The following is a 25705-nucleotide window of genomic DNA, read 5'->3' as shown; positions in this document are numbered from 1 at the left end:
ATAGGACTTAAGCGATTAACGTTGGATTTTATTGATTTCTTTAGTGAATGCATTCAATCTTTTATCAGATGGATACGGATTCAATTTGCTTATCATCAATCTTTTATAAATTTCCTCGGGTAGAGTAATCATTTATCTAAGTCTTTCAATGAAGAAACTGTTTTTGACTATTGTTACAATTTTGATGCTTACTTCGTTAAAACAAATTCAAGCATCTGTAAAATTCACAAGCTTAGGACCGCTGGATTCTGTTATGAATGTACCTGCACCTCAGTTTTCCCTAAAAGATATGAGTGGAAAGGTTGTTTCTCTGATAGATTATAAAGGAAAAGTGGTTGTACTGGATTTTTGGGCTACATGGTGTGTTCCATGCCGAAATTCATTCCCTGCAATGCAAATGACAATGAATAAGTATCAAAATGATAAAAATGTAGTTTTCCTTTTCATTGATACACGTGAAAAATCTCCAAACTACCAATCATTGATAAGTCAGTTTTTATCTGATAATCATTATGATTTTTATGTATTGCTGGATGAGAAAGGTGCTGATGGAGTTCAAAATAAAGTATACAAAACGTATCAGATTCCAGGTATACCAACTAAATTCGTAATAGATGGGAAAGGAATAATCAGATTCAAAAATATAGGCTTTGATATGAATAAGACAAATGAGCAAGTTGTCGAAGAACTTGCCGGACAAATTGAGATTGCCAAAACCGCAGAATAGTACTGAATAGTCAACCTATAAAAAGAGGCTTGAAGATATCTCCAAGCCTCTTTTTATAGGTTGTCTAAACTATTTGTCAAGTATAGCTTCTGCCAAAACTGTAATTTTATTGTTTAGTACTTCAACAACACCACCATCAACTTCCCAGCTTTTTTCATCCTGATTTGTTCTGATTTTAATATGTCCACGTTCCAGTGTACTAATCAGAGGTGCGTGGTTGTTCAATACCTGAAAAGATCCTTTGGTTCCTGGAAAGGTTGCTGAAACAACATCTCCTGAAAATACAGTATGATCAGGGGTAATTATATCTATTTGCATATCGAATGAGCAGGTTTATATGTGAAAATGTGCAGTTGTTTTTATTTCCTTTTCAGAAAATGCTAACAAACTGCACAATCTATAGTTTACTTGGCTTCTGCCAGCATTTTTTCACCTTTTGCAATCGCTTGCTCAATTGTACCTACCAGGTTAAACGCTGATTCTGGTAGATGATCCAATTCACCATCCATAATCATGTTAAACCCTTTGATAGTATCTTCTATGCTTACCAACTCACCTTTCATACCTGTAAATTGCTCTGCTACGTGGAAAGGCTGAGACAAGAAACGTTGTACACGACGTGCACGAGATACAGTTTGTTTATCTTCTTCAGATAATTCGTCCATACCCAGAATAGCGATAATATCCTGCAATTCTTTGTAACGTTGCAGAATTTCCTTCACACGTTGAGCTGTACGGTAATGTTTTTCACCTACAATTTCAGGTGTAAGAATCCGTGAAGTTGAATCCAGTGGATCTACTGCAGGATAAATACCCAATGCTGCAATCTGACGAGACAATACGGTAGTCGCATCCAAGTGAGCAAATGTAGTGGCAGGAGCAGGGTCAGTCAAGTCATCTGCAGGTACATATACTGCTTGTACAGAGGTAATAGAACCACGTTTGGTTGACGTAATACGTTCCTGCATAGCACCCATCTCAGTTGCCAGTGTGGGTTGATAACCTACCGCTGATGGCATACGTCCCAGAAGAGCAGATACTTCAGATCCAGCCTGAGTGAAACGGAAAATGTTATCAATAAAGAATAGAATATCACGACCTTTTCCTGTTCCATCTCCATCACGGAAGTGTTCCGCAACTGTCAGACCAGAAAGAGCTACACGAGCACGAGCCCCTGGAGGTTCATTCATCTGGCCAAAGATGAAGGTCGCCTGACTTTTTTCAAGTTCCTGCTGATCTACTTTGGAAAGATCCCAACCACCTTCTTCCATAGAATGTTTAAATGCATCACCATATTTAATGATACCTGCTTCAATCATCTCACGAAGTAAGTCATTTCCTTCACGTGTACGTTCTCCCACACCCGCAAAAACGGAAAGACCTGCATATGCTTTTGCAATATTGTTAATCAATTCCTGGATCAATACCGTTTTACCAACACCTGCACCACCAAATAAACCAATTTTACCACCTTTTGCGTAAGGTTCAATCAGATCGATAACTTTGATACCTGTATAAAGAACTTCTGTAGAAGTAGACAGATCTTCAAACTTAGGAGCTGGACGGTGAATGGACAATCCGCCATCTGATTTTGGTTGAGGAATACCGTCAATAGCTTCTCCTACTACGTTAAACAAGCGACCTTTGATTCCTTCTCCGGTTGGCATTTCGATAGGTGTTCCTAAATCGATCACATCCAATCCACGTTGCAGACCATCTGTACTTTCCATTGCGATAGTACGTACACGATCTTCACCCAAATGCTGCTGACACTCCAGAATTACTTTGGTTCCGTTAGCTTTGGTTACTTCCAAAGCATCCAGAATATTAGGTAAGCGACTGCCTTCTGCTTCAAAGCTTACGTCTACAACCGGACCGATTACCTGTGTTATTTTACCTATATTAACTTTTTTTGTCGAACCGGAGGCGGCTATGGGTACCTCTTGCGTTAGCGTTTCGTTTGCCATTTTGTGTTTTTTTATTGCGAAAAGTATGATGTAATTTCAGGGCGCAAAGCTACTGCATATTTCTTGTATTAACAAACCTTTTAGCGCTTTGCTTGCCTTGTGGCGCATTTTTTTATTCTGTATATAGCTAAAAGCTGTATTTTTTTGTTTGTAAGTTAAATTATTGAATCTGGCATGTATTTTTTTAAGATCCTTTTTATTATACCACTTATATTGATTAACCATTTGTCTATGGAATCTTCAATACATATTACTGTCGTTAACTTAAGAAACACTCAGGGGCACGTTTTATTATCCGTTTTTAAGTCTGAAGATGGCTTTCCTAATAATCCTGCAAAAGCGGTAAAGCTTATTAAAAGTAAAATTACTGGAGATAAAGTAGAAATTGTTTTAGACAATATGCCTGATGGAGATTATGCTATATCTGTAATGCATGATGAAAATGACAATGGTAAAATGGATACCGGAGCATTTGGAATCCCTAAAGAAGGATATGGTGCTTCTAATGATGCAAAAGCTGTGTTAGGACCACCATCCTATAAAGATGCTCATTTTAAGCATCAGCAGTCAACATCCCTAAAAATAAAGATGAAATATTTTTAGGAAGGATGAATATATTCAATCCTATCGGATTATAGATATTATCTTCTTCTATTTAATATAATTTAGTATCGCATCAATTTTTGCTTCACCATTAAATTGTTGTATCAAGTCGTTTTGGCTATTGTAAATATATACAGCAGGTAAACGAAGGACTCCATAAGTCTGAAATAATGTATTGTTATCAATTTTATAGGCAGTAATTGGCGCTTTTAATTTATACTTTTGCATAAAGCCCTGTATTTTAGGGATTTCATCCCAAGTAATCATCAGGAAGTTTGTGTTGGCAAATCTATCTGTATACTTTTGAAGTTCTGTGGCCTCAGCCTGACAATGTTCACAATCAGGATGAAAGAAAAATACAATGGTAGGCCTATTTTGTGGAAGTTGTGATATGGATATCAGCTTTCCTTCCATGTCCTTTACCTGAAAGTTCGGTAATTGGGGTTTAGTTTCAGGTGATGCTTGTTGTGTTGAGGTATTTTCCTTCTTTTCTTGTATTGATGTACAGGCATTAAAACAAAATAAGATAAATAGTAGAGGTAGAAAACGGATGATTTGCTGCATATAGGTTATAAGTTTCTCAAAGATATCATTTTTAGATTTCTGTCTCTAGAATAGATAGATCTGATGTAGATATAAATAAACTAGCTGTTTAATACTATTCTAAAAGTTGTTCCTTTATTCGGTTCGGATGATTTTACAAAGATCTTACCCTGATGGTAATTTTCGATGATTCGTTTTGCCAGTGTAAGTCCCAGTCCCCATCCTCTTTTCTTAGTACTAAACCCAGGATCAAATACTTTTTTCAGATTTGCCTTAGAGATTCCTTTTCCTGTATCTGATACATCAATAATCCATTTATTGGTTTGATTTCGTAAAGTAATCATAATCTCTCCACTTCCTCCACTCATAGAGTCAACTGCATTTTTACAAAGGTTTTCAATCACCCATTCAAATAAATGGCGATTTATTTTTGCGGGAGCTGGATTCGGTGAATCAGCATCCAAATGTAGTTTGACTTTACTGGAGATTCTGCTTTGCAGATAATTGATTATATTATTTAGTATCTCATGGAGATTTTCTTCTGTTAGGGTTGGAACTGAACCAATATTTGAAAAGCGTGCTGTAATCATCTCCAGTTTATGAACATCTTTTTCAAGTTCTGGGATGGCTTCATTATGACTGAATTGTGGATCTGATTTAAAATATTCAATCCATGCCATAAGTGAGGAAATGGGTGTACCTAACTGATGAGCTGTTTCTTTTGCCAAGCCAACCCATACCCGGTTTTGTTCTGCTCTGCGAGATGAACTGAAAGCAAGATAGGTAAGCCAGACAAATACACCAATTACACTAAGCTGGACATACGGGTAGTACTGTAGTTGAAACAAGACATCTGAATTACGATAAAAGATTCGTTGCTGAAGTCCTGCCAGATTAATCTCAATAGGAGGATGCTGGGATTTCATGACTTCAAGTTCTTCATACATAATTTCTTTTTTCTCTTCTTCTGTAGCTTTAGATGGGAAGTCTATATTAATGGATGAAGCACTAGCTGTTGAAACAGGGTTATCATGAGCATCTGTTATGATGGCAGGGATCATATCATTCTTCTTGATAATTTGTTCTGTAATAAAGTTGATAGCTACTCCTTCATCGTTGTCACTATCTGTGCTGGTGATAATTTCTAGTGCTTTTGCATACAATTCTATTTCCTGACGTTCGTGTTCTGCAAGTTTTTTTACAATATAATTGGTATAAAATACAGAAGCGCTTCCAATCAGCAGTGCAATTAGAATAGCAAGGATTTTAGTTTGAGACTTGTCGTTAGAGAGATTAATCAGAAAGTTTTGTTTCATATCGCTTTAGCGTGAATTTATGGCAATTGAACCCTTTTGTCACACAATTGGTATATAGATATATATATTTGCCGACGACAATATACTATTTTTAGCACATCCAATGTATCAAACAGGATTTTCTACAGAAGCGAATGAACCTAGTAGTTTATTGTATTAATTATGCGGATTCTACTATAAAAAGTAAGTCTCTAGTAAGTGAGAGCTATTTATAATAATTCTAAATTATACTAAAGAGTGATAAAGATCATAGTTTCTCCTGATGAATCGTTTTCACATTGGACATTTTCATAGTAATTTTGCACAAGAATATTTAGAATTAGTACCTCTGCCATGCACCAACAATTTAAAGCCATCAGTATTTCACATCACACGGCCCCTATTGATGTTAGAGAACGAGTAGCGCTTGAAGAACAAGGATGCAAAAACCTACTTTTGCAAGCTCGTGAGGTGTTAGATATCTCCGAAATGCTGGTTTTATCTACCTGTAACCGTACAGAAATATATTACACATCAGCTGAAGACCGAAGCGAGGATATTATAAAGCTTATCGGAATTCAGAAAGGACTTGATACTAATCTGTATAAGCACTACTTTCAATCTTTTACTGATCATCAGGTAGCTGTTCGTCGTCTATTTGAAGTTTCTTTGGGAATTCACTCTCAGGTGGTAGGTGATCTACAAATTACAAGTCAGGCCAAACATGCTTACCAATGGGCTGCTGATGTTAATATGGCAGGTCCTTTTGTACATCGTTTGATGCATGCCATTTTCTTTGCAAACAAACGGGTAGTACAGGAAACTGCATTTCGTGATGGAGCAGCTTCTGTATCCTATGCAACAGTTGAATTGCTTGAAGATTTGACAACTGCATTGATTCAACCCAAAGTGTTGGTTGTGGGGTTAGGAGAGATTGGAACAGATGTATGCAAAAACCTGGCTGAAAATAAGCACTTTGAAGTTACTTTGTGTAATCGTACACATATCAAGGCTGATGAATTGGCTACTGAATTGAATTTCAAAGTTCTGCCTTTTTCTCAGGTTGAAGAAAAGATGCGTCAATATGATGTGATTATTAGTTCTGTAGCAAAGCAAGACCCTTTTATTACTCAGGCAATGATTAAGTCCTGGGATATTCTTTCCTATAAATTTTTTGTTGACCTGGCAGTTCCCCGTAGTATTGAATCAACCATAGAAGAAATACCGGGAGTTGTTCTCTATAATATAGATGAAATTCAAAGTCGTGCGAATGAAGCATTACAAAAAAGGATTGTAGCAATAGCACATGTACAGGAAATTATTACAGAGGCGTTAAAAGATTTTTCAGATTGGTCAAGAGAGATGGCTGTTTCCCCAACCATCAATAAACTGAAAAATGCATTGGAACAGATCCGTCAAGAAGAGTTAGCTCGTCATCTGAAAGGATTAACACCGGCAGAAACAGAAAGAATCGAACAGATTACCAAAGGTATAATGCAAAAGATTATCAAACTTCCGGTATTGCAGTTAAAAGCTGCTTGTAAACGTGGAGAAGCTGAAACACTGATAGATGTATTAAACGATTTGTTTAACTTGGAAGCTCAATCAGAAAGAGAATTATATAAATAGGGATAACTCGTATAAAAGCAAAAGGTCAACTCTACTAGTTGACCTTTTGCTTTTATAGAAAAACTTATATGTTTTCGTATTTGATTTCTTTTTTGGCTTCAGCTTCTTCTCTCTTTGCCATTCGAAGCTCAAATACATATGATGTTAGTAAGCCTGCCCCTCCAAAAATCAGAATCATAGAGAAATAGGCTGCTTCAGATACAAGTGGTGTGATTTCATCCAGAAAATTGCCTAGCAAAATTCCTACTCCGGTTCCTATCAACAATAAGGCGATCCTAAGTGTAACAGAAGGATTTAACTGACCTTTGGGTTTATTAGTAAAAGGATCAATTCCTTTTTGAATCAAGGCCATTCGTTCTACATTCATGTAGTAGCGAATAAAAATAATCATTGTTATAATGCCAATAACACTGACAATTGGAACCATAAAGACGGCTACATCGGGACCCATAGTTGTAAATTGTGTTTAGATGAATGAATGTTTTCCTGTTTTCTGGACATAGGATGCAACAACATTCTGACAGGTTACAGAGAAAGCGAAAATTTTCTCATTTTTCTCTGAAGAATAAAAAAACATCAACCTAAAAATGAAGCTATATTTACTAATGATATTTTTTTGAAAATGAGTGTTAAATATATTATTTGATTTTTTCAATCAAATAATGTAACCTTTCAGCTTATGTGTGCATCCAATCAGATGTGAAAAGCAAATCGGACGATATAACCTTAATTGACAAGATCCTGTTAGGTGATCAGACTGCATGTCGTGACCTGTTAGAACGGCACAAGGAGTATGCATTTACTATTGCATATCGAATTTTGCGAAATCGTGAGAATGCCGAAGAAGCTGCACAAGATGCGTTTATTCAAGCATTCAGAAATCTGGAATCTTTTAATAAGGAATCAAAATTTACTACATGGTTTTATCGTATTATTTTCAATGCAGCGCTAATGCTTAAGCGCAAACAAAAAGATCAGATTGAAGACATTGAAACAGTTCATACATTAGCTGCAGAACAAACAGATAACGACTTTACAAAACGCAGAGAACAACAATATTATATTGAAAAGGCTTTGGCACACCTGTCTTCGGAAGATGCTGGAATAATTACCCTTTTCTATCTGAAAGAACAATCTTTGGAAGAAATCGCTGAAATTACAGGAATGACAGCCAGCAATGCAAAAGTAAGATTGCACAGAGCTCGTCAACGCCTGGCTTTGGAATTGGATAATTTATTAAAACGGGAAGCAAAAAGTTTATTATGATGAAAAAGAACATACAACATCTGACGGATGATCAGTTAATGGATCTGGCTGATGCATTTGTGACTGAGGATGAAAAACAACAATATTTTGATCATCTGTCTGTGTGTGAAGATTGTCAGGCACGATACCAGACATTTATTTCGATAAATGAACAATTGGCTTCAATGCCATTGTTACAACCATCTGTTGTATTTACAGAACGTGTTTTGGATCAATGGGATGAGATACGTTTGGCAGTACCAGATGTGAAGAAACGAGTACGATTAACGCCATTTGTCTTTCTGAGTTTTATGAGTTTTCTGGTAATTGTGAGTATGATTTTGCTTTCAGTATTCTCTACATCCTCAGCAAATACAGTTCCTGTGGTTACAACTACGCATATGGTAAGAAATGTTATAGGAACAGGTATTCTTTGGGAAAGTTTATTGGTTGTCAATGCAGTGCTTCTGCTTTGGTTATTTAATCAACGGGTTTTAGCGCCTTTTTTTAAACATAGGGTGGTTGCATGAAGATAGCATAGTAGTTCTTCCAATAAAAACGGACTGTTCTAAAACAGTCCGTTTTTATTGGAAGAACTGATGAAAACTTTTGAATGTTAATGTTTTGCAGTTTCTTTGAGTGCAAAAGAAAAGGTATGCGTCATCTGAAGTTTTTAATCCATACAAAATCATAAATGACATATTTAAAACTTGTACTTGTTTCATTGTTTTGGGCAGGGGGATTTATTGCCGGAAAAATACTTGTGAATGGTGAGGTAGGACCTTATACTGCAGCAACCAATCGTTTTTTGATTGCATCCATTTGTCTGATGACAATTTTATATCAGTTTGAAAAGAGATTTCCTAAACTTACCTGGAGGCAATGGTTGTTGGTTTTGGTTTTAGGGCTGAGTGGCGTCTTCTTATATAATATCTTCTTTTTTAATGGGTTGCGATATATACCAGCCAGTCGTGCTTCTTTAATTGTAGCTATTACACCTGCTGTGACTGCCTCATTAAGTGCTATTTTCTTTAAAGAGAAAATTACCCCGTTACGTTGGGTTGGTATTCTAATTTCTATTGTAGGAGCAATGATTGTTATTTCACATGGAGAATTGGTTTCTCTGTTGAATGGTGGAATTACTTTGGGGGATGTATTAATTTTTGGTTGTGTAATTACCTGGGCAATTTATACTTTAGTAGGCAAATTAGCTCTGGTGGATCTGTCTCCTTTGGTTGTTGCTGCTTATTCTTCTTGTATTGGCTTATTTACATTAGGTATTCTGGGAATTTCAGAAGGCGCATTACATTCTTTTACACAACTGAGCTGGCAATTATGGGCAGCTATTCTATTTATGGCAATTTTCAGTACTGCATTAGGGTATATATGGTTTTATGAAGGAGTACGGTCTATTGGTCCATCGCAGGCTGCTGTTTTTGGAAACCTGGTTCCTGTTTTTGCTGTATTGTTGGCTGTATTTATATTGAATGAATCAGTAGATGTATATATGATAGGAGGAGGCTTCCTTGTATTGGCAGGTGTGTCACTTACGAATCGAAAGAATACTCAGGATATGGTCAAATAATCTCCCATCATTTGACCATATGGATTTGCTGGTTCGCCAAAGTAAAAATTATTAGCAGTTGCTGAACCTTGAAATTATTCTCTGGTATTTTTTTTTGCTAACACTGAGATCATAAAACTTAGAAACACAACCAGAAGAAGAGCCCATCGTAAACCTATGGCCTCTGAAATCCAGCCTATTAGTGGAGGGCCGAACAAAAAACCAAAGTAGCTTACTGTAGAAACTGCTGCAATTGCCATTCCTGCATTCATCGTTTTAGACTGACCGGCTGCACTATATACCAGTGGTACTACAGTAGCAAACCCCAAACCTGCACAAGCAAATCCAATAATTACAACTGTAGGTTGTTGAACCAAAATAGCTAGCAATAGACCAAATCCAGAGAGAACTCCACTGACAATTAGTGTTTTCTGGATACCCTGGCGATTGGTAAACCAATCCCCTCCAAAACGACCTAGTGCCATAGCAAAAGAGAATGCTGTATATCCAGCAGTACTCCAACCTGAATTAGCTGGCAGTAGATTCGTTAAATAAATAGATGACCAGTCAGCCATAGCTCCTTCGCCCAGCATCACACAAAGACCAATAATGCCTAAACCAATTATTGTATTATCTGGTCTGACAAACACTGGGGTTGTTGGATCATAGTTAGTATGTGTTGTTAATAAAAAACGAGAGAAAATAATTGAGATAAGAATCGTGAAACTGCCTACAATACAAAAGTGTGTAAATAGATCTATATTCCACTGACGCATTAAGCCACCCAAGCCTGCACCCACCATTCCTCCTACACTAAATAATGCATGAAAAGAGGACATAATAGACTTTGAATACAGTCTTTCCAAGTGTATAGCTTGGTCATTTGCTGCAATATTTATCAGATCTCCACTTGCACCTGCAAATAATAAAGCTACTGCTAACATCCATGCCTCCGGAATCAATGCTAGACAAGGTATGACACAACTATAGATAACACTGGCTGCTACTACCACTGATCGGCTTCCAAATCGAGAAGTAAGCCAACCTGCCAGAGGCATCACCAATATAGATCCGATAGGCATCCCCAACAAAACCGTTCCCAATTCACCATCAGAAAGATGTAGTTGGACTTTAATAGCTGGTAAACGTGATGCCCAGGTTGCAAACATACTTCCTAAAACGAAAAAGTATATTGAGATAGATGTTCGAATCAAAGGAAGTGAAAACAGTCGGGAGGGAGTTGCTGTTATATTCATATAAAGCTGACTTAGAACAGATACACAAAGGTAAATAGCTTTTACGGATAATCAGTTAGTAATCTCAATTCTATTATTTTCGGGATCAAGAACTATACTCTCATAGTAGCCATCCCCTGTATACCGTGGTTCTCCAACTATTGGATAGCCATCTTTTCGTAATAATTCTGTGTACTTATCGACCTCTTCCTTGCTGCCCACTGAAATAGCAAAATGAATCAATCCTTTATATTGTTTGAAAATATTATTTAGATTGTCTGGAATAGAAGGCATTTGCATTAATTCCAGTCGGCTGCCTTGCTTAAAAGAAAGAAAGTATGATTGGAAATCTTTAGTATGGTTATGATATTTTTCTCCTGATGAAGTTCCGAAATAGGTAGAATAGAAATTTTTCATCTTTTCTAGATCTGTTACCCATATTGCAATATGTTCGATAAATGCCATTGTTTTTTTGCGGATTTTTGCAGTTATTTTTCTTGTGTTATTTTAAAATTATAAAATACCGCATAATATTGCATAAAAACAATCGTAATACCAAAAAATATTTTCAAAATCTGCATATATGCTCAAAGAAGAAAGACATCAATATATCTTAAAAAAACTCCTGGAAAATCGTAAAGTTATTTCGCTAGAGTTACAAAAGGAGTTACAGGTCTCTGATGATACTATCAGACGAGATTTGCAGGAACTTGCAGACATCGGGCTTATAAAGAAAGTGCATGGTGGCGCTATCCCAAAGCCTGAGTTGCCATATAATATGAATGAAAGACTTCATGTTTCTGAAACAGAGAAACAAATTATAGCAGAAAAGGCTATTGGTTTATTTTCTGATGATCAGGTAATTATCCTAGATAATGGCAGCACAAACCTACTGGTCGCAAAGTTATTGCCATCAACATTAAAAGCTACCATATTTACCAATAGTTTGCTGATTGCACATGAACTGGTAACACACCCTGAAGTGGAAACTATAATGCTAGGTGGAAAGATTTTTAAACAAGCTCAGGCTGCAGTTGGAATAGAGACTGTTGAGAGTTTAGCAATGATTCGAGCTGACTGGTGTTTAATAGGAGTATGTAGTATTCATCCAGAAATTGGAGTAACTTCTCAAAGCCGTGAGGAAAGCCAGGTAAAACGTAAAATGGTTGAAGTTTCTCAAAAGATAATAGCTACCACAACATATGACAAAATGAACACTGCAGAAAATTTTCTTGTATGTACAACTGAAAGTCTTGATATCTTAATCACAGACGATAGAATTGAGAAAGCATCACTACAACCATATGAAAAAATGGATATTCAGATTTTATAGATTAATTCATAAACAAAGTTTTGCCTTCTAGTCTGTGATAAAGTTGTTTTACACAATTTAATTTGAATAAATTGCATAAAACTTAGTGCTATTAAATAGGAAGCTGTCGATTGAATGAAACTATTTATCTATTGATTTGGGTAAATGGTATATTTATTTTTTTACTTTTTTGTGATTCATATTGAACATATAAGGATATTATTTACCTTGCATTTATAAACTCCACTCTTTAACAGTAGCTCTTCGTATAAAATACTGAAACAATAGTAATCCAAAAGGATTAAATTATTCAAACACTACTACCTGAATGAAATATTTTGCTGCCAGTATAGGTATATTGTACCTGTTTGGTATTCCTCTTTATGCACAAAATGCAGATAGTTCTGCTAAGAAGGCTATTATTTCTGCCGTGGAATTTTACCGGAAATCTACAGAAGAATCGCAGCATTTATATAACGGGCCTGAGTATTATATATATGATGCCCGTTCTACAGAACATCAGTTTTTTAAATCAGACGAAATGGAAGAAGGATCTGTCTATTATGATGGGCAGTTCTATCCTAATGTCCTGATTATGTATGATATAGTAAAAGATGAAGTTGCCATTGAACATCTGAATCGATATGATCAATTGCAACTTCAAAAAGAAAAAGTACGCTACTTTACTGTTTTAAACCATCACTTCATTCGTTTGGAAAAAGCTAACACTGGGTTACGCACAGGCTTCTATGACATATTATATGAGAAACGATTAAAAGTATTGGCACGCCGGATAAAAGAACGAGATGAGGTAATTGAGCAAATGAAGATAGTGGTTGAGTTCCCTGCCAAGAATTTCTTTTACATTTATAAAGATGGAATATATCACAATGTGAGTAGTAAGGGGTCTGTATTGAAACTTTTCCAAGATCAGAAAAAAGCCTTGCGCAAATATATTCGGGAGAATCAACTTCGATTCAAAAAGGATCGTGAAAATGCCATTGTCAAGGTTACTGCCCATTACGATCAACTAACCACTCCATGAAGAAAACGTCTACTTATCTTTTGTTCTTTTTTTTCCTTTTTGTACATTCTGTTAATGCGCAGTCAAAAACAGATAATGGAATTAATGGTAATTTTACCAATACCCCTTTCAGTCAATTTGTTAAGGAAATAGAATCCCAGAGCCCTTATTATTTTTATTATGATGCAGTACAGCTTGATAGCTTTAAAGTTACTCTTCAGGTAACGAATTTGCCTATTCAAAAAGTACTGGAACAAGTTTTCAGTGATACTGAGTTCAAGTTTTCGATTGACGCTCAAAAACGTATATACATTGCCCAGGATCGATTGATCATTACACGACTCCCTGCTGGATTATTTGATTCTACTCCAAATGAGCAAACAGATGTAACAGCTTATGATATTCCAGATGAGGAAAGGGAAGAAAGACTCTTATCTGCAAGTGAAAATAAATTGTACGAAATAGGAATAAAAACTTATAAACTAAAAGAGGGCAATGCCACTATATCAGGCTACGTCCGTAATGCTAAAACCGGCGAACAAATCATCGGCGCCGCAGTATATCTGGAATCACCACAAATTGGAGTTGTTACAGATGCCTTAGGACATTATAGTATTACAGTTCCTAAAGGAAAACATCTGCTTCGTATTAAGAATATTGGCATGCGTGATACCAGACGCCAGGTGATGGTTTATTCTGATGGAAAACTGGATATTGAAATGCTGGAAAGCGTAGTGGCTTTGAAAGAAGTGAAAGTACAGGCAGACCGTGATGTGAATGTTACCGGTACACAAATGGGTCTGGAAAAACTTTCTATCAAAACTATGAAACAGATCCCTACTGCTTTTGGTGAGACCGATTTACTAAGAGTAGTGCTTACACTTCCAGGTGTAAAATCAGTGGGAGAGAGTAGTACTGGATTAAACGTACGAGGTGGCTCAACTTCCCAAAACCTGATTCTTTTTGATGATGCTACTGTTTACAACCCTGCTCATTTATTCGGTTTTTTCTCCGCATTTAACCCAGATGTGATTAAAGATGTCGAGCTTTATAAAAGTAATATTCCCTCTAAGTTTGGTGGAAGGCTTTCTTCTGTGTTGGATATTACTGGTCGGGATGGAAACAAAAAGAAGTTTGTTGGGTCGGGAGGGTTAGGGTTGATCACAAGTAGACTAGCAGTGGAAGGACCAATTGTAAAAGATAAATCCTCCTTTCTTCTTGGAGGGCGGTCAACTTATTCTAATTGGGTATTAAAAGCGTTGGAAAATCCAAACTTTAACAAAAGTTCTGCTTCTTTTTATGACATCAATGCTCACATTAGTCATGAGATTAATGAAAAAAATAGTGTATATCTAACTGCCTATTTGAGTAATGATCGTTTTCGGCTATTTGGTGACACCTTATACACGTATCGTAATATATTAGGCTCTTTAAAATGGAAACATACATTTAATACCAAACTATTTGGTGTGTTTAGTGGTGCCTATAGTCAGTATCAGTATGCCATCCGTGGAGAGCAAACCCCAACTACTGCTTTTGACCTCAATTTTGCAATTTATCAGGCGAATCTAAAAGCAGATTTTACTTATCTTCTTACGGATAAACATACACTGGAATTTGGAGCCAGTACAATCCGATATAAATTAAGTCCTGGTTCTTATATTCCTTATGGTGAGGGATCATTGGTAATTCCGGATATTATGCCTAATGAACAAGCACAAGAAAGTGCTATACACATTGGTGATAAGTTTGAAGTTAGTCCTCGTTTGTTGATTACGGCAGGAATTCGTTTTTCTGTTTTTAACTACTTAGGACCTAAAACAGTTAATACCTATGCTGCGGGCTATCCAATTGAGACAGGTTATATGACTGGTACAAAAACATATGAGGCTGGAAAAATTATCAAGACGTATGGAGGTCCGGAGTACCGATTGTCAGCTCGTTATATGCTTTCTGCTGATATGTCTTTGAAAGCGAGTTACAATACGTTACGACAGTATATTCACTTAATTACCAATACCACAGTAGTATCTCCAACAGATATCTGGAAGCTGAGTGATTCTTATTTGAAACCCCAATTAGGCAGTCAGTATTCACTAGGATTATATAAAAACCTGAGAGGAAGTACTATTGAGGTATCTGTAGAAGGGTATTATAAGGATATTCGTAATTTCCTGGACTACAAAAATGGTGATTCTCTAATACTAAATCATCATATAGAAACAGCGGTCATTAATACCCGTGGTAAAGCATATGGTGTAGAGGTGATGGTAAAAAAGATGTCTGGTAAGTTGAATGGATGGGTAAGTTATACCTATTCCCGTTCCTTATTACGTGCAGAAGACAGAAGTTCATCTGATGCACCAAATGATGGCAACTATTACCCAAGTAATTATGACAAGCCACATGACTTTACTTTAATTGGTAATTATAAATTTAGTCATCGGTTTAGTACTTCTTTGAATTTTACTTATAGTACCGGCAGACCTTATACACCTCCAATTGGTAAATATATTCTGGAAGGAACTGAGAGAGTATTTTATGCAGAACGGAATAAATACCGTATTCCTGATTATTATAGAGTAGACTTTTCTATGAATATAGAAGGAAATCATAAAGTTAAAAAACTGGCACATAGCTCGTGGACATTGGCAGTTTATAATGTACTGGGACGAAAAAATCCATATTCTGTGTACTTCATAACAAAAGGTGGATCAGTAAATGGGTATCAACTTTCTATTTTTGGCAGACCTATTCCAACAGTTACCTATAACTTCAGGTTTTAAGCAATAAGCTTCAGACAATCAATTGTATTCTTTATTGATAAATTCATGAAATCCATATTTATTAAAATTGTTTTTTTTATTAGTGGAATAGTGATTTTGGGTGGATGTATAGAAACATTTGCTCCACCAGAGGTAACCTCAAACAAAACTTTTCTGGTTGTGGATGGCTATTTGAATATAGGAGAAGGCAGCAGCATCATCAGACTAAGCTGGACACAAAATCTTACAGATGAATCGGCTTGGACGTATGAACAAAATGCAGAAGTTGTGGTAGAAGGAGATAAAGGAAGTCGCTTTGTGTTTACAGAAGGAAGTGGCGGTGCCTATGTATTGCCACAACAGATATTTAATGAATCAGAGAATTTTCGATTAAGTATAAAAACTTCCTCAGGAAAGGAATATCAATCAGATTACGTTCCTTATAAAAAGACACCTCCCATTGATAGTGTCGCTTACAAAGTGGCTGGAGATAAAAGTGGTGTTCAGGTTTATGTAAATACTCATGATAATACAAATCAGACAAAATTCTACCGATGGAAATTTGAAGAAACATGGCAATACCAAAGTGCTTTGATTTCTTCTTTGGAGGTGCAAGGTGAGGATATTGTATTCCGTACAGATGATATTCATAACTGTTGGAAAACTATGGCAAGTACTTCTATTTTAATAGGAACGTCTGTCAAATTGAGTCAGGATGTGATTCAGGACTTACCAGTTACTTTTGTGAATGCTTCTACAAATAAGTTATTAATTAAATATAGCATACTAGTGAAACAGTTTGCTCTCACACAGGATGCATTTGATTATTGGACTGATTTGGCAAAGACAACAGAAGCTACGGGAGGACTTTTTGATCCTCAACCCTCATTAGTTACAGGCAATATTCATTCGATAACAGACAGTGATGATTTGGTTTTTGGTTTTTTTAGTGCTACCTCTATGGCGCAGAAAAGAATCTTCATTACACCTTATCTGGGATTTTATCCTACTTGCCTGCCTGTTGACACTTTGCCTAAAGCTGATGCAATTGCATCAGGGGATTTGATTATGTCAGATTATGGTTACCCTGATGTCCAATATATTACTATTCCGCCATCATGTGGTGATTGCCGTCTACAGGGTGGCACTAATGTCAAACCTGATTTCTGGAGATAAGAAAACAACCTACTTGTTTTGATACAAATATTTTTAAGATAGCCACTTGTTTGTTAAATAAATACAAATGACGCCATTTACAAGATTCAAAAAGCTTCTGTATGTTGTTTTGACTTTTATTCCAGCACTGGGAGTAGGGCAAACAGAGAAAGTTATTCAAACTCAGTTCACACAATATAGTTCGCAGACTTTACAAGAAAAATTATTTGTTCATATAGATCGTCCGTTTTATCTGGTAGGAGAAACGATCTGGTTTAAAGTGTATGCAATAGATGGTGCTTCACATCAACCTTTGGATTTGAGCAAAGTGGCATATATAGAGTTACTTGATAGAGAGAATAACGCAGTTGTACAAACAAAGCTTTCCCTTGCTGATGCCAAAGGCAATGGAACAGTTGTATTGCCTGCATCGTTGAATTCAGGTTATTATGTCTTGAGAGCTTATACCAACTGGATGAAGAATTTCAGTGCAGATTATTATTTCGAAAAGCAATTAACTATTATTAATCCATTTGGCTATTTGCCTGTTCCCCCAAAAGATAAGAAGGATACAGGTTATGATGTACAGTTTTTTCCAGAGGGGGGAGCATTGGTAGAAAATGTGGAAAGTAAAGTTGCTTTTAAAGTAAATAATGCGGAAGGAAAGGGCATTGAGTGCCTGGGGGCTGTTGTAAATCAGAAGAATGATACCATAGTGCGTTTCTCTCCATTAAAGTTTGGTATAGGAAATTTTGTTTTTACACCAATACCCGGCAATACCTATCGTGGGATAATAAAAGACCAGATGGGAGTAGTTCAATCGTATCCTTTTCCTGTTGCTAAACCTAATGGATATGTATTACGTGTATCAGAGTCTGGAGATAAACAACTTCAAGTTTTGGTTTCAACTGCAGGTGTATCGTTACAAAAACTCTATATTCTTATACACACTCGCCAGATTACAAAATATGTGGATTCTCAATTACTCACATCTGGGAAGGCAACTTTTTATGTTGACAAAGCAACTTTGGGAGATGGGATTTCACACATAACTATTTTTGATGAAGAAAAAAGACCTGTAGCAGAGCGTATCTATTTCAAGCGGCCAACGCAAAAACTGGCTATTGAGGCAAGCCTTGATAAAAAACAGTACAATATCAGAGAGAAGATTGACCTAACCATCTCTACCCAATCAGATTTGAAAGCCGATCTTTCCTTATCAGTGTATTTGTTAGACTCACTTCAAACCGCTGATCATAATGATATTACTAGTTATACATGGCTGGCTTCTGATTTAAAGGGAATAATAGAGTCTCCCCAATATTATTTTGAAAATGAAGGGTTAGAAGTAGACCAGGCTATGGACAATTTAATGTTGACACATGGATGGAGTCGTTTTAAATGGGATGAAGTCTGGAAAGCCCCAGAACAGGATTATACCTTTGTTCCTGAATATGGAGGACATTTTATTACAGGCAAAGTCCTTCATACAAATACTGGTTTACCTGCTAAAAATATGAATGTATTTTTATCTGCTCCAGATCGGTATGTACAGTTGTTCGTTGCCAAAAGTGATTCTATGGGGCGTATTCGTTTTGAAGTGAAAAATTTCTCAGGAGCTAAGGATATAGTTGTACAAACAGATACCCGTAAGGACAGTACCTATCGGTTTGAGATAAATAGTCCATTTTCTGAAAAAATTTCTTCTCATTCTTTGTCCTTTCTGACTCTTGATAAGAACTGGCAAAATCAATTATTGACGCATAGCATCAATATGCAAACTAATAGCGTATTTTTTCCCAGAAAGTCTGTCTCCTTTCCCATAATGGATAGTTTAGGATTTTATGGTAAGCCTCATGAAAAATACTTTCTGGACGCGTATACTCGCTTTCCCACTGTTGAAGAGGTGATGCGGGAATATGTACCTGGTGTGATGGTACGAAAACACAAAGGTAAATTCCATTTTTATGTATTTGACAGAATACGAAATACGGCTCCTTTTGATGAAGACCCTTTGATATTACTGGATGGAATTCCTGTATTTGATACAGATAAAATTATGGGATTTGATCCATTGAAGATTAAAAAGCTAGAAGTAATAGATGGACGTTATTTTCTTGGACACCTTATGTTTAAGGGGCTTGTTAGTTATTCAACCTACAAAGGAGATCTGGCTGGATTTGAGTTAGATCCTCATGCCTTAGTACAAGCATATGAGGGTATGCAGAATAAAAGAGAATTTTACTGTCCAAAATATGATACACCAGCAACTAGAGCAAGTCGGTTGCCAGATTTTCGTAACCTTTTATATTGGAATCCTGAGGTACATACAGAATCTGATGGAAAGAAAAAACTTGATATTTACTCATCCGATCAGCAAGGGAAATATTTGGTAGTGATTCAAGGTATTACTTCAGATGGGAAAACAGGATATACTTATACAACTTTTGATGTCAAAGGTGCATTATAAGAATAGCAGTTTTGACATCAGAATATAAAAAAGGCTTTCAGTATTATTCTGAAAGCCTTTTTTATTGAGATGGATTCGTTAACTCCCAAAAACTTTCTTCAGAATATCAGAAACACGTGCTGCCGGATCTTTACGAATTTTTAATTCTTCATCGGCAACTATAGTAAACATACCTTTGAGCGCTTTATCAGTTGTGTATTTGGTCAGATCTGTATTTACTTTCTTTACCATTGGTAGTTTATTATATGTAGTGGTAATTTCAGTCCACAGACGTGTAGCTGTAGTAGAATCCAATGCTTTCTTTATATGGGGTGAGAACGCACTTGCCAGCTTATCAGATGTTTTGGTCTTTAAATAGCTGGTTGCTGCATCATTGCTTCCTGTTAGAATGTTCTTAGCATCTGTAATTGTTATTGACGTGATTGCATTCAGAAAGATGGGAGCAGCTTCTTTTGCAGCTCCTTCAGCCGCCCGGTTTAATGTTAATTCAAATTGATCAACTTTTTTTCCTAAACCAATTTCTCTGAGTTTGGTAGATACCTTTTGCACATCTTCAGGAAATGGGATTTTTACAATTGGATTTTTATAAAAGCCATCTGCTTTATTCAATTGACTGGATGCGTTTTTGGTACCTACCGACAACGCTTCTTTAAGCCCTTTTGCTATATCACTCTCAGATAACGAAGTTGTGCTACTGGTGACAGATGTAACTTTTTCTTTCAGTTTATCCAGACTCAACTGTGCAAATGCACCTGTGAAAGTCAGAGTAGTCAGTAATGTGATTGCAATCTTTCTTTGCATGGTGAGTATTAAATTGAAATATCAGTGAAAACGCATTAAGATCAAGAGTATACTTTCGAGGATAAGTAGTTTATGCTATCCTGAAATGAAGATATCTCTTTTAAAACGATCAAAATATTTTTTTTAGTAGAAATTACAGACCTTTTCTGGACATAAAATGTAAGAAATATGTCTGATTTTAAAGCTTGTAAGTATAGACAGAGGAAAAAATGAGTAGTAAAAGAAAGCCATCAGAATTAGCCAAAGCTTACTGGCTGATTTATTATGCAAAGATGGATTTGCTTAGTTTCTGGACATATCTCTACCAGAGTCAGGTGCCTGGAAGTTGGAAATACATAGATCCAGCATTTCTATTTTTTGATTCGTTAAGTTCAGAATATGAGTAAGTATATCTGTAGAATAGCCTCCACTACCATGATTGCGTTGAATGTGTTCATTCTTATCAGATAGTAGCTCTGGTTTCTTTGTATGTGCATAAGCTTCTTCTGCAATTTTTTTGTGGGGCATACGAAAACTTTTTAGCAACCGACAACAGGAACTAAGGCTTTTTAGTGAGTCCAGGATCATGTTGTTGAATTCTATCTGGCCATCAGCCAAACGACATACTTTGCTTACCAGACTGGATTTATCCTCAAATTCATGATATACTTTTCGCATTTCCGGATGGATATAAGGCAAATATGTCTCTTTAAAAATGCGATATTCCTCATCCTGACAGTCACTACTCCAAAGCAGATGATCAAATACAAACATCGGCATTTCAACAGCTCCCGGACCTAGATATTCACGATTGTTTAATGTAATGGGATCAAAATAAAACCGAAGTTCATTTGCAAAATAGGAGGGAGACACTTTGCGTCTGGCCATCACGATTCCTTCAATAACTTTTTCAAATAGGGTAAAGATCTCCTGACATATTGCTTTGAATTCTGGAGAGTTCAACGGGGTTAAATGCAGTTTTCGTAAGAGAATAATGCATTTTACCAATGGAGCCATCGCTACCACTACACTATCAATCAAATAAAGTTCATCCTGCGTACCAGTATAGGTCCGTCTGCGCGAATCTGTTGGATTCCATACTGTGTAATGCAGTAGAGTATCACGGGGAGGCAAACCTGACTTATCACCCAGAAGGTTCATTTTGTCTTCTAATTCAGGTATAATATTGACTGGTTCTACCTGATGTCTTTTTAAAGAACCCAGTAAAAAACCTATATCCCGAATGGCTGCACTTGCCTGATATTTATCAAACGTATGAATCTCATGCATTGATGGCATGATATCTACCAGCAATAATACAAGTTCAATAGTATCCTTTTTTAGATTAAGGAAAGGAACTTTTTGGATGAGTTGATCTGCTTTTAAAGGATCGAGATTTGAGATATACTCATTTTCCTGAGCCAAAGATGTGACTGAAACCTCAACCGAAAAAGGCGCAGAATGCATAAATGAAGGTTTGGGATTGATATGGTTTTATATCTATTATTTTTCAGTTAGCCATTGATAACATTTTTCTAAAGAGCCAAATGTCTGTATCTGTAACTGGCGAAATTGAGCCTGTGTATTTACCTTATTTACAGTTGCCTGAGCAAATACATCTTCTGCAACTAAAATAGCTATTTTTCGTAATCCCAGTTTTTCAACTTCATCAAACCATACTCCACCTATATACTCCTGAAGTTCTTTTGCCAATACTTTTAGTTCAGACTGATCACTAATGTGTCGGGTCAAGCCTTCCTGTTTTACTTTTTCATTCATCACTTCACATCCTCTTTTCAAGTCCTCAAACTTTAAGAAACCCATCCATTTGGCAATGATTACTTTATCTGCCGGATCATAGGTCAACTTAATATACTTCTCATTGAGAATTGACTGAGTTTGTTTTGTTTTAAAATCCATGACTCTTGTTTTGTTTATATAAATGTAAAGGAGTGAAATATGTGTAATTAACGTTTTTAGTAAAAATATATATTTTTTTGTTAATTGATGTTGGTTCTATCGTCTGGAAATTGTGAATGTTTTTTTCGAAGAGTAATTTTCTGTGGAATAATGGGATAAATAAGCTAAAATATTAGTTAAGAGGGTTTTATCTATAATACATTCAATGATGGCTATTACAGCTGAACGTTTAATGGCGTAATTATTTTGTGTTTTTATGTGAAATACCAGATTGATATTTTATGTGTAATAAAAGGTGTTTTTTTGTAGGAGTTAGGAGTTGATCAAATTAATTTTATAGGAACGAAAGATCAGATTTTGTAGTGAGCCAAGATCGTTACCTATAGACCAATCGCAACATAGCCAGCAAATATTAACCGGAAATTAGGTCAAGTCGCAACACAAAAGCTGTTTTTATAAAATTGTTTAGACAACCTCTCAAGGATAATATGATTTTTATACCTGCTATATAGCAAGTTGTTTCGGGTTGCATAGAAGTTGATTGGATATAACTAATTAATAGTTTTTTTTATAAACCTTAAATTTTAGGAGTATTACGAATGATGGATCCATCAAAAATCATGCAGGTTGGGCTAGGTTTCTGGGCCTCAAAAACTTTACTAGCTGCTATTAAACTAGAATTATTTACACATTTGGGTGATCATACATATTCTGTAGATAAGATCAAAGAATCTACAGGGATCAAAGGACATGCTGCATTAGATTTTCTGGATGCCTTGTATTCTTTAGGTTTTTTAGAAAGGGAAGGTGTAGGAGCTTCCGCTATGTATAAGAATACACCAGAGACTGGTTTTTTTCTGGACAAAAATCGTCCTGCCTATATTGGTGGTTTTTTTGAGATGGCCAATGATAGGGAGTATAGATTCTGGGCAGATTTGGAGGAAGGCTTAACAACAGGCTTGCCTCAGAATGAGATTAAGCAAACCGGACTTGAATCATTTACTGCTATCTATCAGCATTCAGTACGAGAGTTTACAGAAGCAATGACAAGTATTCAATTGGGCGGTTTCAGCGCTTTTGTAGACAAATTCGACTTTTCCAGTTACAATAGTTTATTGGATTTAGGTGGATCTGGAGCCACATTGTCTGCATTAGTTGCAGGAAAACATCCACACATGCATTGCATTAGTTATGATATGCCTGCTGTTGAGTTTCTGGCTAAGGAAACAGTACAGAATTTTAACCTCGAAGGACAAGTTACAATCCAAAGTGGTAACTTCTTCACTGATGAGCTACCCAAAGCAGATATGATTACGATGGGTAATATTTTGCATAGCTTTGATCTGGAAAAGAAAAAGTTATTGATTAAAAAATCGTATGAGGCTCTACCTATAGGTGGTGCATTATGCATTATTGAACTTATTATTGATGAAGAACGACGTCACAATACTTTTGCATTGCTGATGTCACTGAATATGCTGATTGAGTCAGATGGTGGATTTAACTATACCATGTCAGACTTTGAGGTGTGGGCTAGAGATGCAGGTTTTACAAAGATAGAGATTTTTCCGCTGGCAGGTCCAACAAGCGCTGCCATTGCTTATAAATAAAAATACAAAAGCCAACCGTCAGGTTGGCTTTTGTATTATAGTATTATACTATCTGAATTCCGCTAGAACTGTATGGGATGAGTAAAGGTGAGTCTGGAGGTAATTCGGTGATGAAATAATCGATTTCAGAAAGGTCTGCAATTTTCATTCGCATAACACTATTCATTTTTTCTGAAATTGCCAGTACTGCTATTTTATCAGCAGCTTTTATCATTGCTTTTTTTGCCTGAATAGTCTCCCAGTCAGAATCTGTTAGTCCTTCTCGGGCGTCAATAGCATTGGTTCCCATAATGCATAAATCTACATGTAATTCGGAAAGGCGTTGATACACTTCTCCTCCAACACTCATTTGGCTGTAGCGGGATATCTGACCACCAATTAGAATGATTTCCAAATTAGGTTTGTCTAAAAGCTCAACAGCTGTCAAAGGATTTAGCGTGACGAAAGTTGCTTTCAAGTCAGAGGGAATGATCTTGACCAGTTCCCGAATAGTAGTTCCTCCGCCAATAAGGACCAGCATACCATCTTCTATCAATGGTAGCATTTTTTCGGCTATGATTTTTTTGCTGTTATGTGCATAGGTTTCCTGTAATTGAGATGTGTGATGGTAGGCTTTGGACATGGCTCCTCCACGAATCTTTATGAGTTTACCCTCTTCTGCCAGATCATTGATATCTCGCCGAATTGTGTCTTCTGAAACATTCAACACTTGGGATAGTTCTGACAACGACATTCGGGTATGAATGTTCACTTGCTGTATAATCTGATCTTTACGCTCTCCTTTGAGAAAAATGACTGACATGAATGGTAAGTAAGCTTACAGGGTTAAGTGTTTGATAATGAAGGGAATATGTTGTTAGTAGGCCTTTCTAAAAAGGCAGTTCTAAGAACTTGTTAATATAGTAAACGAAAGTATACAATCTGTTAACTATCCAATATATGTAGAGAAAGAAATATATGCAATCATTTTTGGCTGATTTATTTGCAAATTTTGCAATATTTTTTCGGATTATTAAGAATATTTACTTGTTTGTTGCATTTTAATGGACTGAATATAAAATAGTTTGAATTTTTTGTGCACTAGATAGTAATCGTAAGGACCTTCTAAATAAAGACATATCTCTCTCTTTTAAGCATGATAGCTGAATTTTGTGTCTTTTTGCTATATTTTTTAAATATAGATATATTCCTCTTTTCATTTTTTAGATATTATTGTGTTTGTATTAATTGGTGATTTTAAAAATTGCATATATAAAATTTTATTAAAACGTCTATTTTGAAAACAAGATCTGGATATATAGTAAAAAAATAGGGATAAAATTTGTTTTATAATTTATTAATCCGATATTGTTGCAAAAATTGCAGAATAATATTGCTTTTTTTGCAATATTATATTTGGAAACCCTTAACTATCCCTATTTAGTGCCTATGACTAAAAGTCTACACAGAAAGCCGATTCGTTGGATGTGGCTTCTGACCATCTTCTTTTTATTGACATTACCTGTGTTTGCACAACAAACCATTACAGGTGATGTAACGAATGTAACGGATAACACAGCATTGCCTGGAGTAACTGTTTCTGTTAAAGGTACAACCAATGGTACTACTACAGATACCAATGGACATTATAGTATTAAAGTAAATGATCCAAATGCAACACTGGTATTTTCATTTATTGGATATGTTACTGAAGAGGTTGCAATAGGGGGAAGAACAACAGTAAGTATTTCTTTGGCTCCAGATATTCAGTCTTTGGGTGAAGTAGTAGTGACAGCATTGGGTATTGAAAAAGACAAAAAAGCACTGGTTTATTCTGTATCAGAAGCTAAAGGAAGTGAGTTTACTCAAGCCAGAGAAAATA

Annotated in this window: 24 protein-coding genes; 13 read left to right on the top strand and 11 right to left on the bottom strand. The window is 36.0% G+C overall.

Going from position 1 to position 25705, the window contains the following annotated elements:
- The first annotated feature begins 148 nt into the window (after window positions 1–148).
- On the top strand, window positions 149–727 hold the full coding sequence (locus QNI15_RS38010) for a TlpA family protein disulfide reductase (RefSeq protein ID WP_314037325.1): 579 nt from the start codon (window positions 149–151) through the stop codon (window positions 725–727).
- Window positions 728–796: 69 nt separating this feature from the next.
- Here QNI15_RS38010 and atpC read toward each other — a convergent pair whose 3' ends face one another.
- Both atpC and atpD read right to left on the bottom strand, forming a co-directional pair.
- A complete protein-coding gene (gene atpC / locus QNI15_RS38005) occupies window positions 797–1045 on the bottom strand; it encodes an ATP synthase F1 subunit epsilon (protein ID WP_313993043.1) in 249 nt (82 codons plus the stop codon).
- Between the two features lie 86 nt (window positions 1046–1131).
- Window positions 1132–2694 (bottom strand): F0F1 ATP synthase subunit beta, encoded by a 1563-nt coding sequence (gene atpD, locus QNI15_RS38000; protein ID WP_313980717.1) that lies wholly within the window; start codon window positions 2692–2694, stop codon window positions 1132–1134.
- 231 nt (window positions 2695–2925) lie between these two features.
- On the opposite strand from atpD, the gene QNI15_RS37995 reads away from it, so the two are divergent.
- The gene (locus QNI15_RS37995; RefSeq protein ID WP_314037323.1) at window positions 2926–3297 is read left to right on the top strand and encodes a DUF2141 domain-containing protein; all 372 of its coding nucleotides are present in this window, start codon (window positions 2926–2928) and stop codon (window positions 3295–3297) included.
- A gap of 48 nt (window positions 3298–3345) precedes the next feature.
- Here the strand turns inward: QNI15_RS37995 and QNI15_RS37990 are convergent, their stop codons facing one another.
- Both QNI15_RS37990 and QNI15_RS37985 read right to left on the bottom strand, forming a co-directional pair.
- The gene (locus tag QNI15_RS37990; RefSeq protein ID WP_314037321.1) at window positions 3346–3861 is read right to left on the bottom strand and encodes a TlpA family protein disulfide reductase; all 516 of its coding nucleotides are present in this window, start codon (window positions 3859–3861) and stop codon (window positions 3346–3348) included.
- An 80-nt stretch (window positions 3862–3941) separates the two neighbouring features.
- Window positions 3942–5156 (bottom strand): sensor histidine kinase, encoded by a 1215-nt coding sequence (locus tag QNI15_RS37985; protein ID WP_314037319.1) that lies wholly within the window; start codon window positions 5154–5156, stop codon window positions 3942–3944.
- A gap of 333 nt (window positions 5157–5489) precedes the next feature.
- On the opposite strand from QNI15_RS37985, the gene hemA reads away from it, so the two are divergent.
- Entirely contained in the window at window positions 5490–6764 is a 1275-nt protein-coding gene (gene hemA / locus QNI15_RS37980) for a glutamyl-tRNA reductase (RefSeq protein ID WP_314037317.1), read from the top strand.
- A 64-nt stretch (window positions 6765–6828) separates the two neighbouring features.
- Here hemA and QNI15_RS37975 read toward each other — a convergent pair whose 3' ends face one another.
- Window positions 6829–7215, bottom strand: coding sequence for a DUF6249 domain-containing protein (locus QNI15_RS37975; RefSeq protein ID WP_313980728.1), 387 nt, complete (start codon window positions 7213–7215; stop codon window positions 6829–6831).
- 248 nt (window positions 7216–7463) lie between these two features.
- Between QNI15_RS37975 and QNI15_RS37970 the strand changes: the two genes are divergently transcribed.
- The 3 genes from QNI15_RS37970 to QNI15_RS37960 all read left to right on the top strand — a co-directional run bounded on the left by QNI15_RS37970 (window position 7464) and on the right by QNI15_RS37960 (window position 9594).
- A complete protein-coding gene (locus tag QNI15_RS37970) occupies window positions 7464–8030 on the top strand; it encodes an RNA polymerase sigma factor (RefSeq protein WP_313993052.1) in 567 nt (188 codons plus the stop codon).
- Entirely contained in the window at window positions 8030–8539 is a 510-nt protein-coding gene (locus QNI15_RS37965) for an anti-sigma factor family protein (protein WP_314037315.1), read from the top strand. Before QNI15_RS37970 ends, QNI15_RS37965 begins: the two co-directional genes overlap by 1 nt.
- A gap of 164 nt (window positions 8540–8703) precedes the next feature.
- A complete protein-coding gene (locus QNI15_RS37960; protein ID WP_313993056.1) occupies window positions 8704–9594 on the top strand; it encodes a DMT family transporter in 891 nt (296 codons plus the stop codon).
- A gap of 74 nt (window positions 9595–9668) precedes the next feature.
- Here QNI15_RS37960 and QNI15_RS37955 read toward each other — a convergent pair whose 3' ends face one another.
- Entirely contained in the window at window positions 9669–10829 is a 1161-nt protein-coding gene (locus QNI15_RS37955; protein ID WP_314037313.1) for an MFS transporter, read from the bottom strand.
- 51 nt (window positions 10830–10880) lie between these two features.
- Window positions 10881–11273 (bottom strand): VOC family protein, encoded by a 393-nt coding sequence (locus QNI15_RS37950; protein ID WP_314037311.1) that lies wholly within the window; start codon window positions 11271–11273, stop codon window positions 10881–10883.
- Window positions 11274–11391: 118 nt separating this feature from the next.
- Here QNI15_RS37950 and QNI15_RS37945 point away from each other — a divergent pair, with 118 nt between their 5' ends.
- The 5 genes from QNI15_RS37945 (at window position 11392) to QNI15_RS37925 (ending at window position 19534) form a co-directional block, all read left to right on the top strand.
- Window positions 11392–12141, top strand: a complete 750-nt coding sequence (locus tag QNI15_RS37945; protein WP_314037309.1) for a DeoR/GlpR family DNA-binding transcription regulator — start codon at window positions 11392–11394, stop codon at window positions 12139–12141.
- 307 nt (window positions 12142–12448) lie between these two features.
- A complete protein-coding gene (locus QNI15_RS37940) occupies window positions 12449–13165 on the top strand; it encodes a hypothetical protein (RefSeq protein WP_314037307.1) in 717 nt (238 codons plus the stop codon).
- The gene (locus QNI15_RS37935; RefSeq protein ID WP_314037305.1) at window positions 13162–15930 is read left to right on the top strand and encodes a TonB-dependent receptor; all 2769 of its coding nucleotides are present in this window, start codon (window positions 13162–13164) and stop codon (window positions 15928–15930) included. Before QNI15_RS37940 ends, QNI15_RS37935 begins: the two co-directional genes overlap by 4 nt.
- Before the next feature lie 45 nt (window positions 15931–15975).
- Window positions 15976–17085, top strand: coding sequence for a DUF4249 domain-containing protein (locus QNI15_RS37930; protein ID WP_314037303.1), 1110 nt, complete (start codon window positions 15976–15978; stop codon window positions 17083–17085).
- A 109-nt stretch (window positions 17086–17194) separates the two neighbouring features.
- A complete protein-coding gene (locus tag QNI15_RS37925; protein WP_314037301.1) occupies window positions 17195–19534 on the top strand; it encodes a hypothetical protein in 2340 nt (779 codons plus the stop codon).
- A gap of 78 nt (window positions 19535–19612) precedes the next feature.
- Here QNI15_RS37925 and QNI15_RS37920 read toward each other — a convergent pair whose 3' ends face one another.
- The 3 genes from QNI15_RS37920 to QNI15_RS37910 all read right to left on the bottom strand — a co-directional run bounded on the left by QNI15_RS37920 (window position 19613) and on the right by QNI15_RS37910 (window position 22234).
- Entirely contained in the window at window positions 19613–20335 is a 723-nt protein-coding gene (locus QNI15_RS37920) for a DUF4197 domain-containing protein (RefSeq protein WP_313993075.1), read from the bottom strand.
- Window positions 20336–20617: 282 nt separating this feature from the next.
- Window positions 20618–21781, bottom strand: a complete 1164-nt coding sequence (locus QNI15_RS37915) for a monodechloroaminopyrrolnitrin synthase PrnB family protein (protein WP_313993078.1) — start codon at window positions 21779–21781, stop codon at window positions 20618–20620.
- A 36-nt stretch (window positions 21782–21817) separates the two neighbouring features.
- Window positions 21818–22234: a hypothetical protein gene (locus QNI15_RS37910; protein ID WP_313993081.1), complete on the bottom strand. Its 417-nt coding sequence runs from the start codon at window positions 22232–22234 to the stop codon at window positions 21818–21820.
- Window positions 22235–22833: 599 nt separating this feature from the next.
- On the opposite strand from QNI15_RS37910, the gene QNI15_RS37905 reads away from it, so the two are divergent.
- A complete protein-coding gene (locus tag QNI15_RS37905; RefSeq protein WP_313993084.1) occupies window positions 22834–23844 on the top strand; it encodes a methyltransferase in 1011 nt (336 codons plus the stop codon).
- A 43-nt stretch (window positions 23845–23887) separates the two neighbouring features.
- On the opposite strand, the gene QNI15_RS37900 is transcribed toward QNI15_RS37905, so the two are convergent.
- Window positions 23888–24646, bottom strand: coding sequence for a DeoR/GlpR family DNA-binding transcription regulator (locus tag QNI15_RS37900; RefSeq protein WP_313993087.1), 759 nt, complete (start codon window positions 24644–24646; stop codon window positions 23888–23890).
- A gap of 626 nt (window positions 24647–25272) precedes the next feature.
- Here QNI15_RS37900 and QNI15_RS37895 point away from each other — a divergent pair.
- On the top strand, window positions 25273–25705 hold a 433-nt coding region (locus QNI15_RS37895), incomplete at its 3' end, for a carboxypeptidase-like regulatory domain-containing protein (RefSeq protein WP_314037299.1).

The organism is Xanthocytophaga flava, from assembly GCF_030068545.1.
Taxonomy (GTDB): domain Bacteria; phylum Bacteroidota; class Bacteroidia; order Cytophagales; family 172606-1; genus Xanthocytophaga; species Xanthocytophaga flava.
Note: the sequence above shows the minus strand (reverse complement) of the source record. Positions and strands in the feature narration are given on the sequence as shown.

Bases quoted from the DNA above. Each gene is read 5' to 3' on its own strand.
- QNI15_RS38010 (WP_314037325.1), top strand. From the start codon at position 149: ATGAAGAAACTGTTTTTGACTATTGTTACAATTTTGATGCTTACTTCG.
- atpC (WP_313993043.1), bottom strand. From the start codon at position 1,045: ATGCAAATAGATATAATTACCCCTGATCATACTGTATTTTCAGGAGAT.
- atpD (WP_313980717.1), bottom strand. From the start codon at position 2,694: ATGGCAAACGAAACGCTAACGCAAGAGGTACCCATAGCCGCCTCCGGT.
- QNI15_RS37995 (WP_314037323.1), top strand. From the start codon at position 2,926: ATGGAATCTTCAATACATATTACTGTCGTTAACTTAAGAAACACTCAG.
- QNI15_RS37990 (WP_314037321.1), bottom strand. From the start codon at position 3,861: ATGCAGCAAATCATCCGTTTTCTACCTCTACTATTTATCTTATTTTGT.
- QNI15_RS37985 (WP_314037319.1), bottom strand. From the start codon at position 5,156: ATGAAACAAAACTTTCTGATTAATCTCTCTAACGACAAGTCTCAAACT.
- hemA (WP_314037317.1), top strand. From the start codon at position 5,490: ATGCACCAACAATTTAAAGCCATCAGTATTTCACATCACACGGCCCCT.
- QNI15_RS37975 (WP_313980728.1), bottom strand. From the start codon at position 7,215: ATGGGTCCCGATGTAGCCGTCTTTATGGTTCCAATTGTCAGTGTTATT.
- QNI15_RS37965 (WP_314037315.1), top strand. From the start codon at position 8,030: ATGAAAAAGAACATACAACATCTGACGGATGATCAGTTAATGGATCTG.
- QNI15_RS37960 (WP_313993056.1), top strand. From the start codon at position 8,704: ATGACATATTTAAAACTTGTACTTGTTTCATTGTTTTGGGCAGGGGGA.
- QNI15_RS37955 (WP_314037313.1), bottom strand. From the start codon at position 10,829: ATGAATATAACAGCAACTCCCTCCCGACTGTTTTCACTTCCTTTGATT.
- QNI15_RS37950 (WP_314037311.1), bottom strand. From the start codon at position 11,273: ATGGCATTTATCGAACATATTGCAATATGGGTAACAGATCTAGAAAAG.
- QNI15_RS37945 (WP_314037309.1), top strand. From the start codon at position 11,392: ATGCTCAAAGAAGAAAGACATCAATATATCTTAAAAAAACTCCTGGAA.
- QNI15_RS37940 (WP_314037307.1), top strand. From the start codon at position 12,449: ATGAAATATTTTGCTGCCAGTATAGGTATATTGTACCTGTTTGGTATT.
- QNI15_RS37935 (WP_314037305.1), top strand. From the start codon at position 13,162: ATGAAGAAAACGTCTACTTATCTTTTGTTCTTTTTTTTCCTTTTTGTA.
- QNI15_RS37930 (WP_314037303.1), top strand. From the start codon at position 15,976: ATGAAATCCATATTTATTAAAATTGTTTTTTTTATTAGTGGAATAGTG.
- QNI15_RS37920 (WP_313993075.1), bottom strand. From the start codon at position 20,335: ATGCAAAGAAAGATTGCAATCACATTACTGACTACTCTGACTTTCACA.
- QNI15_RS37915 (WP_313993078.1), bottom strand. From the start codon at position 21,781: ATGCATTCTGCGCCTTTTTCGGTTGAGGTTTCAGTCACATCTTTGGCT.
- QNI15_RS37910 (WP_313993081.1), bottom strand. From the start codon at position 22,234: ATGGATTTTAAAACAAAACAAACTCAGTCAATTCTCAATGAGAAGTAT.
- QNI15_RS37905 (WP_313993084.1), top strand. From the start codon at position 22,834: ATGATGGATCCATCAAAAATCATGCAGGTTGGGCTAGGTTTCTGGGCC.
- QNI15_RS37900 (WP_313993087.1), bottom strand. From the start codon at position 24,646: ATGTCAGTCATTTTTCTCAAAGGAGAGCGTAAAGATCAGATTATACAG.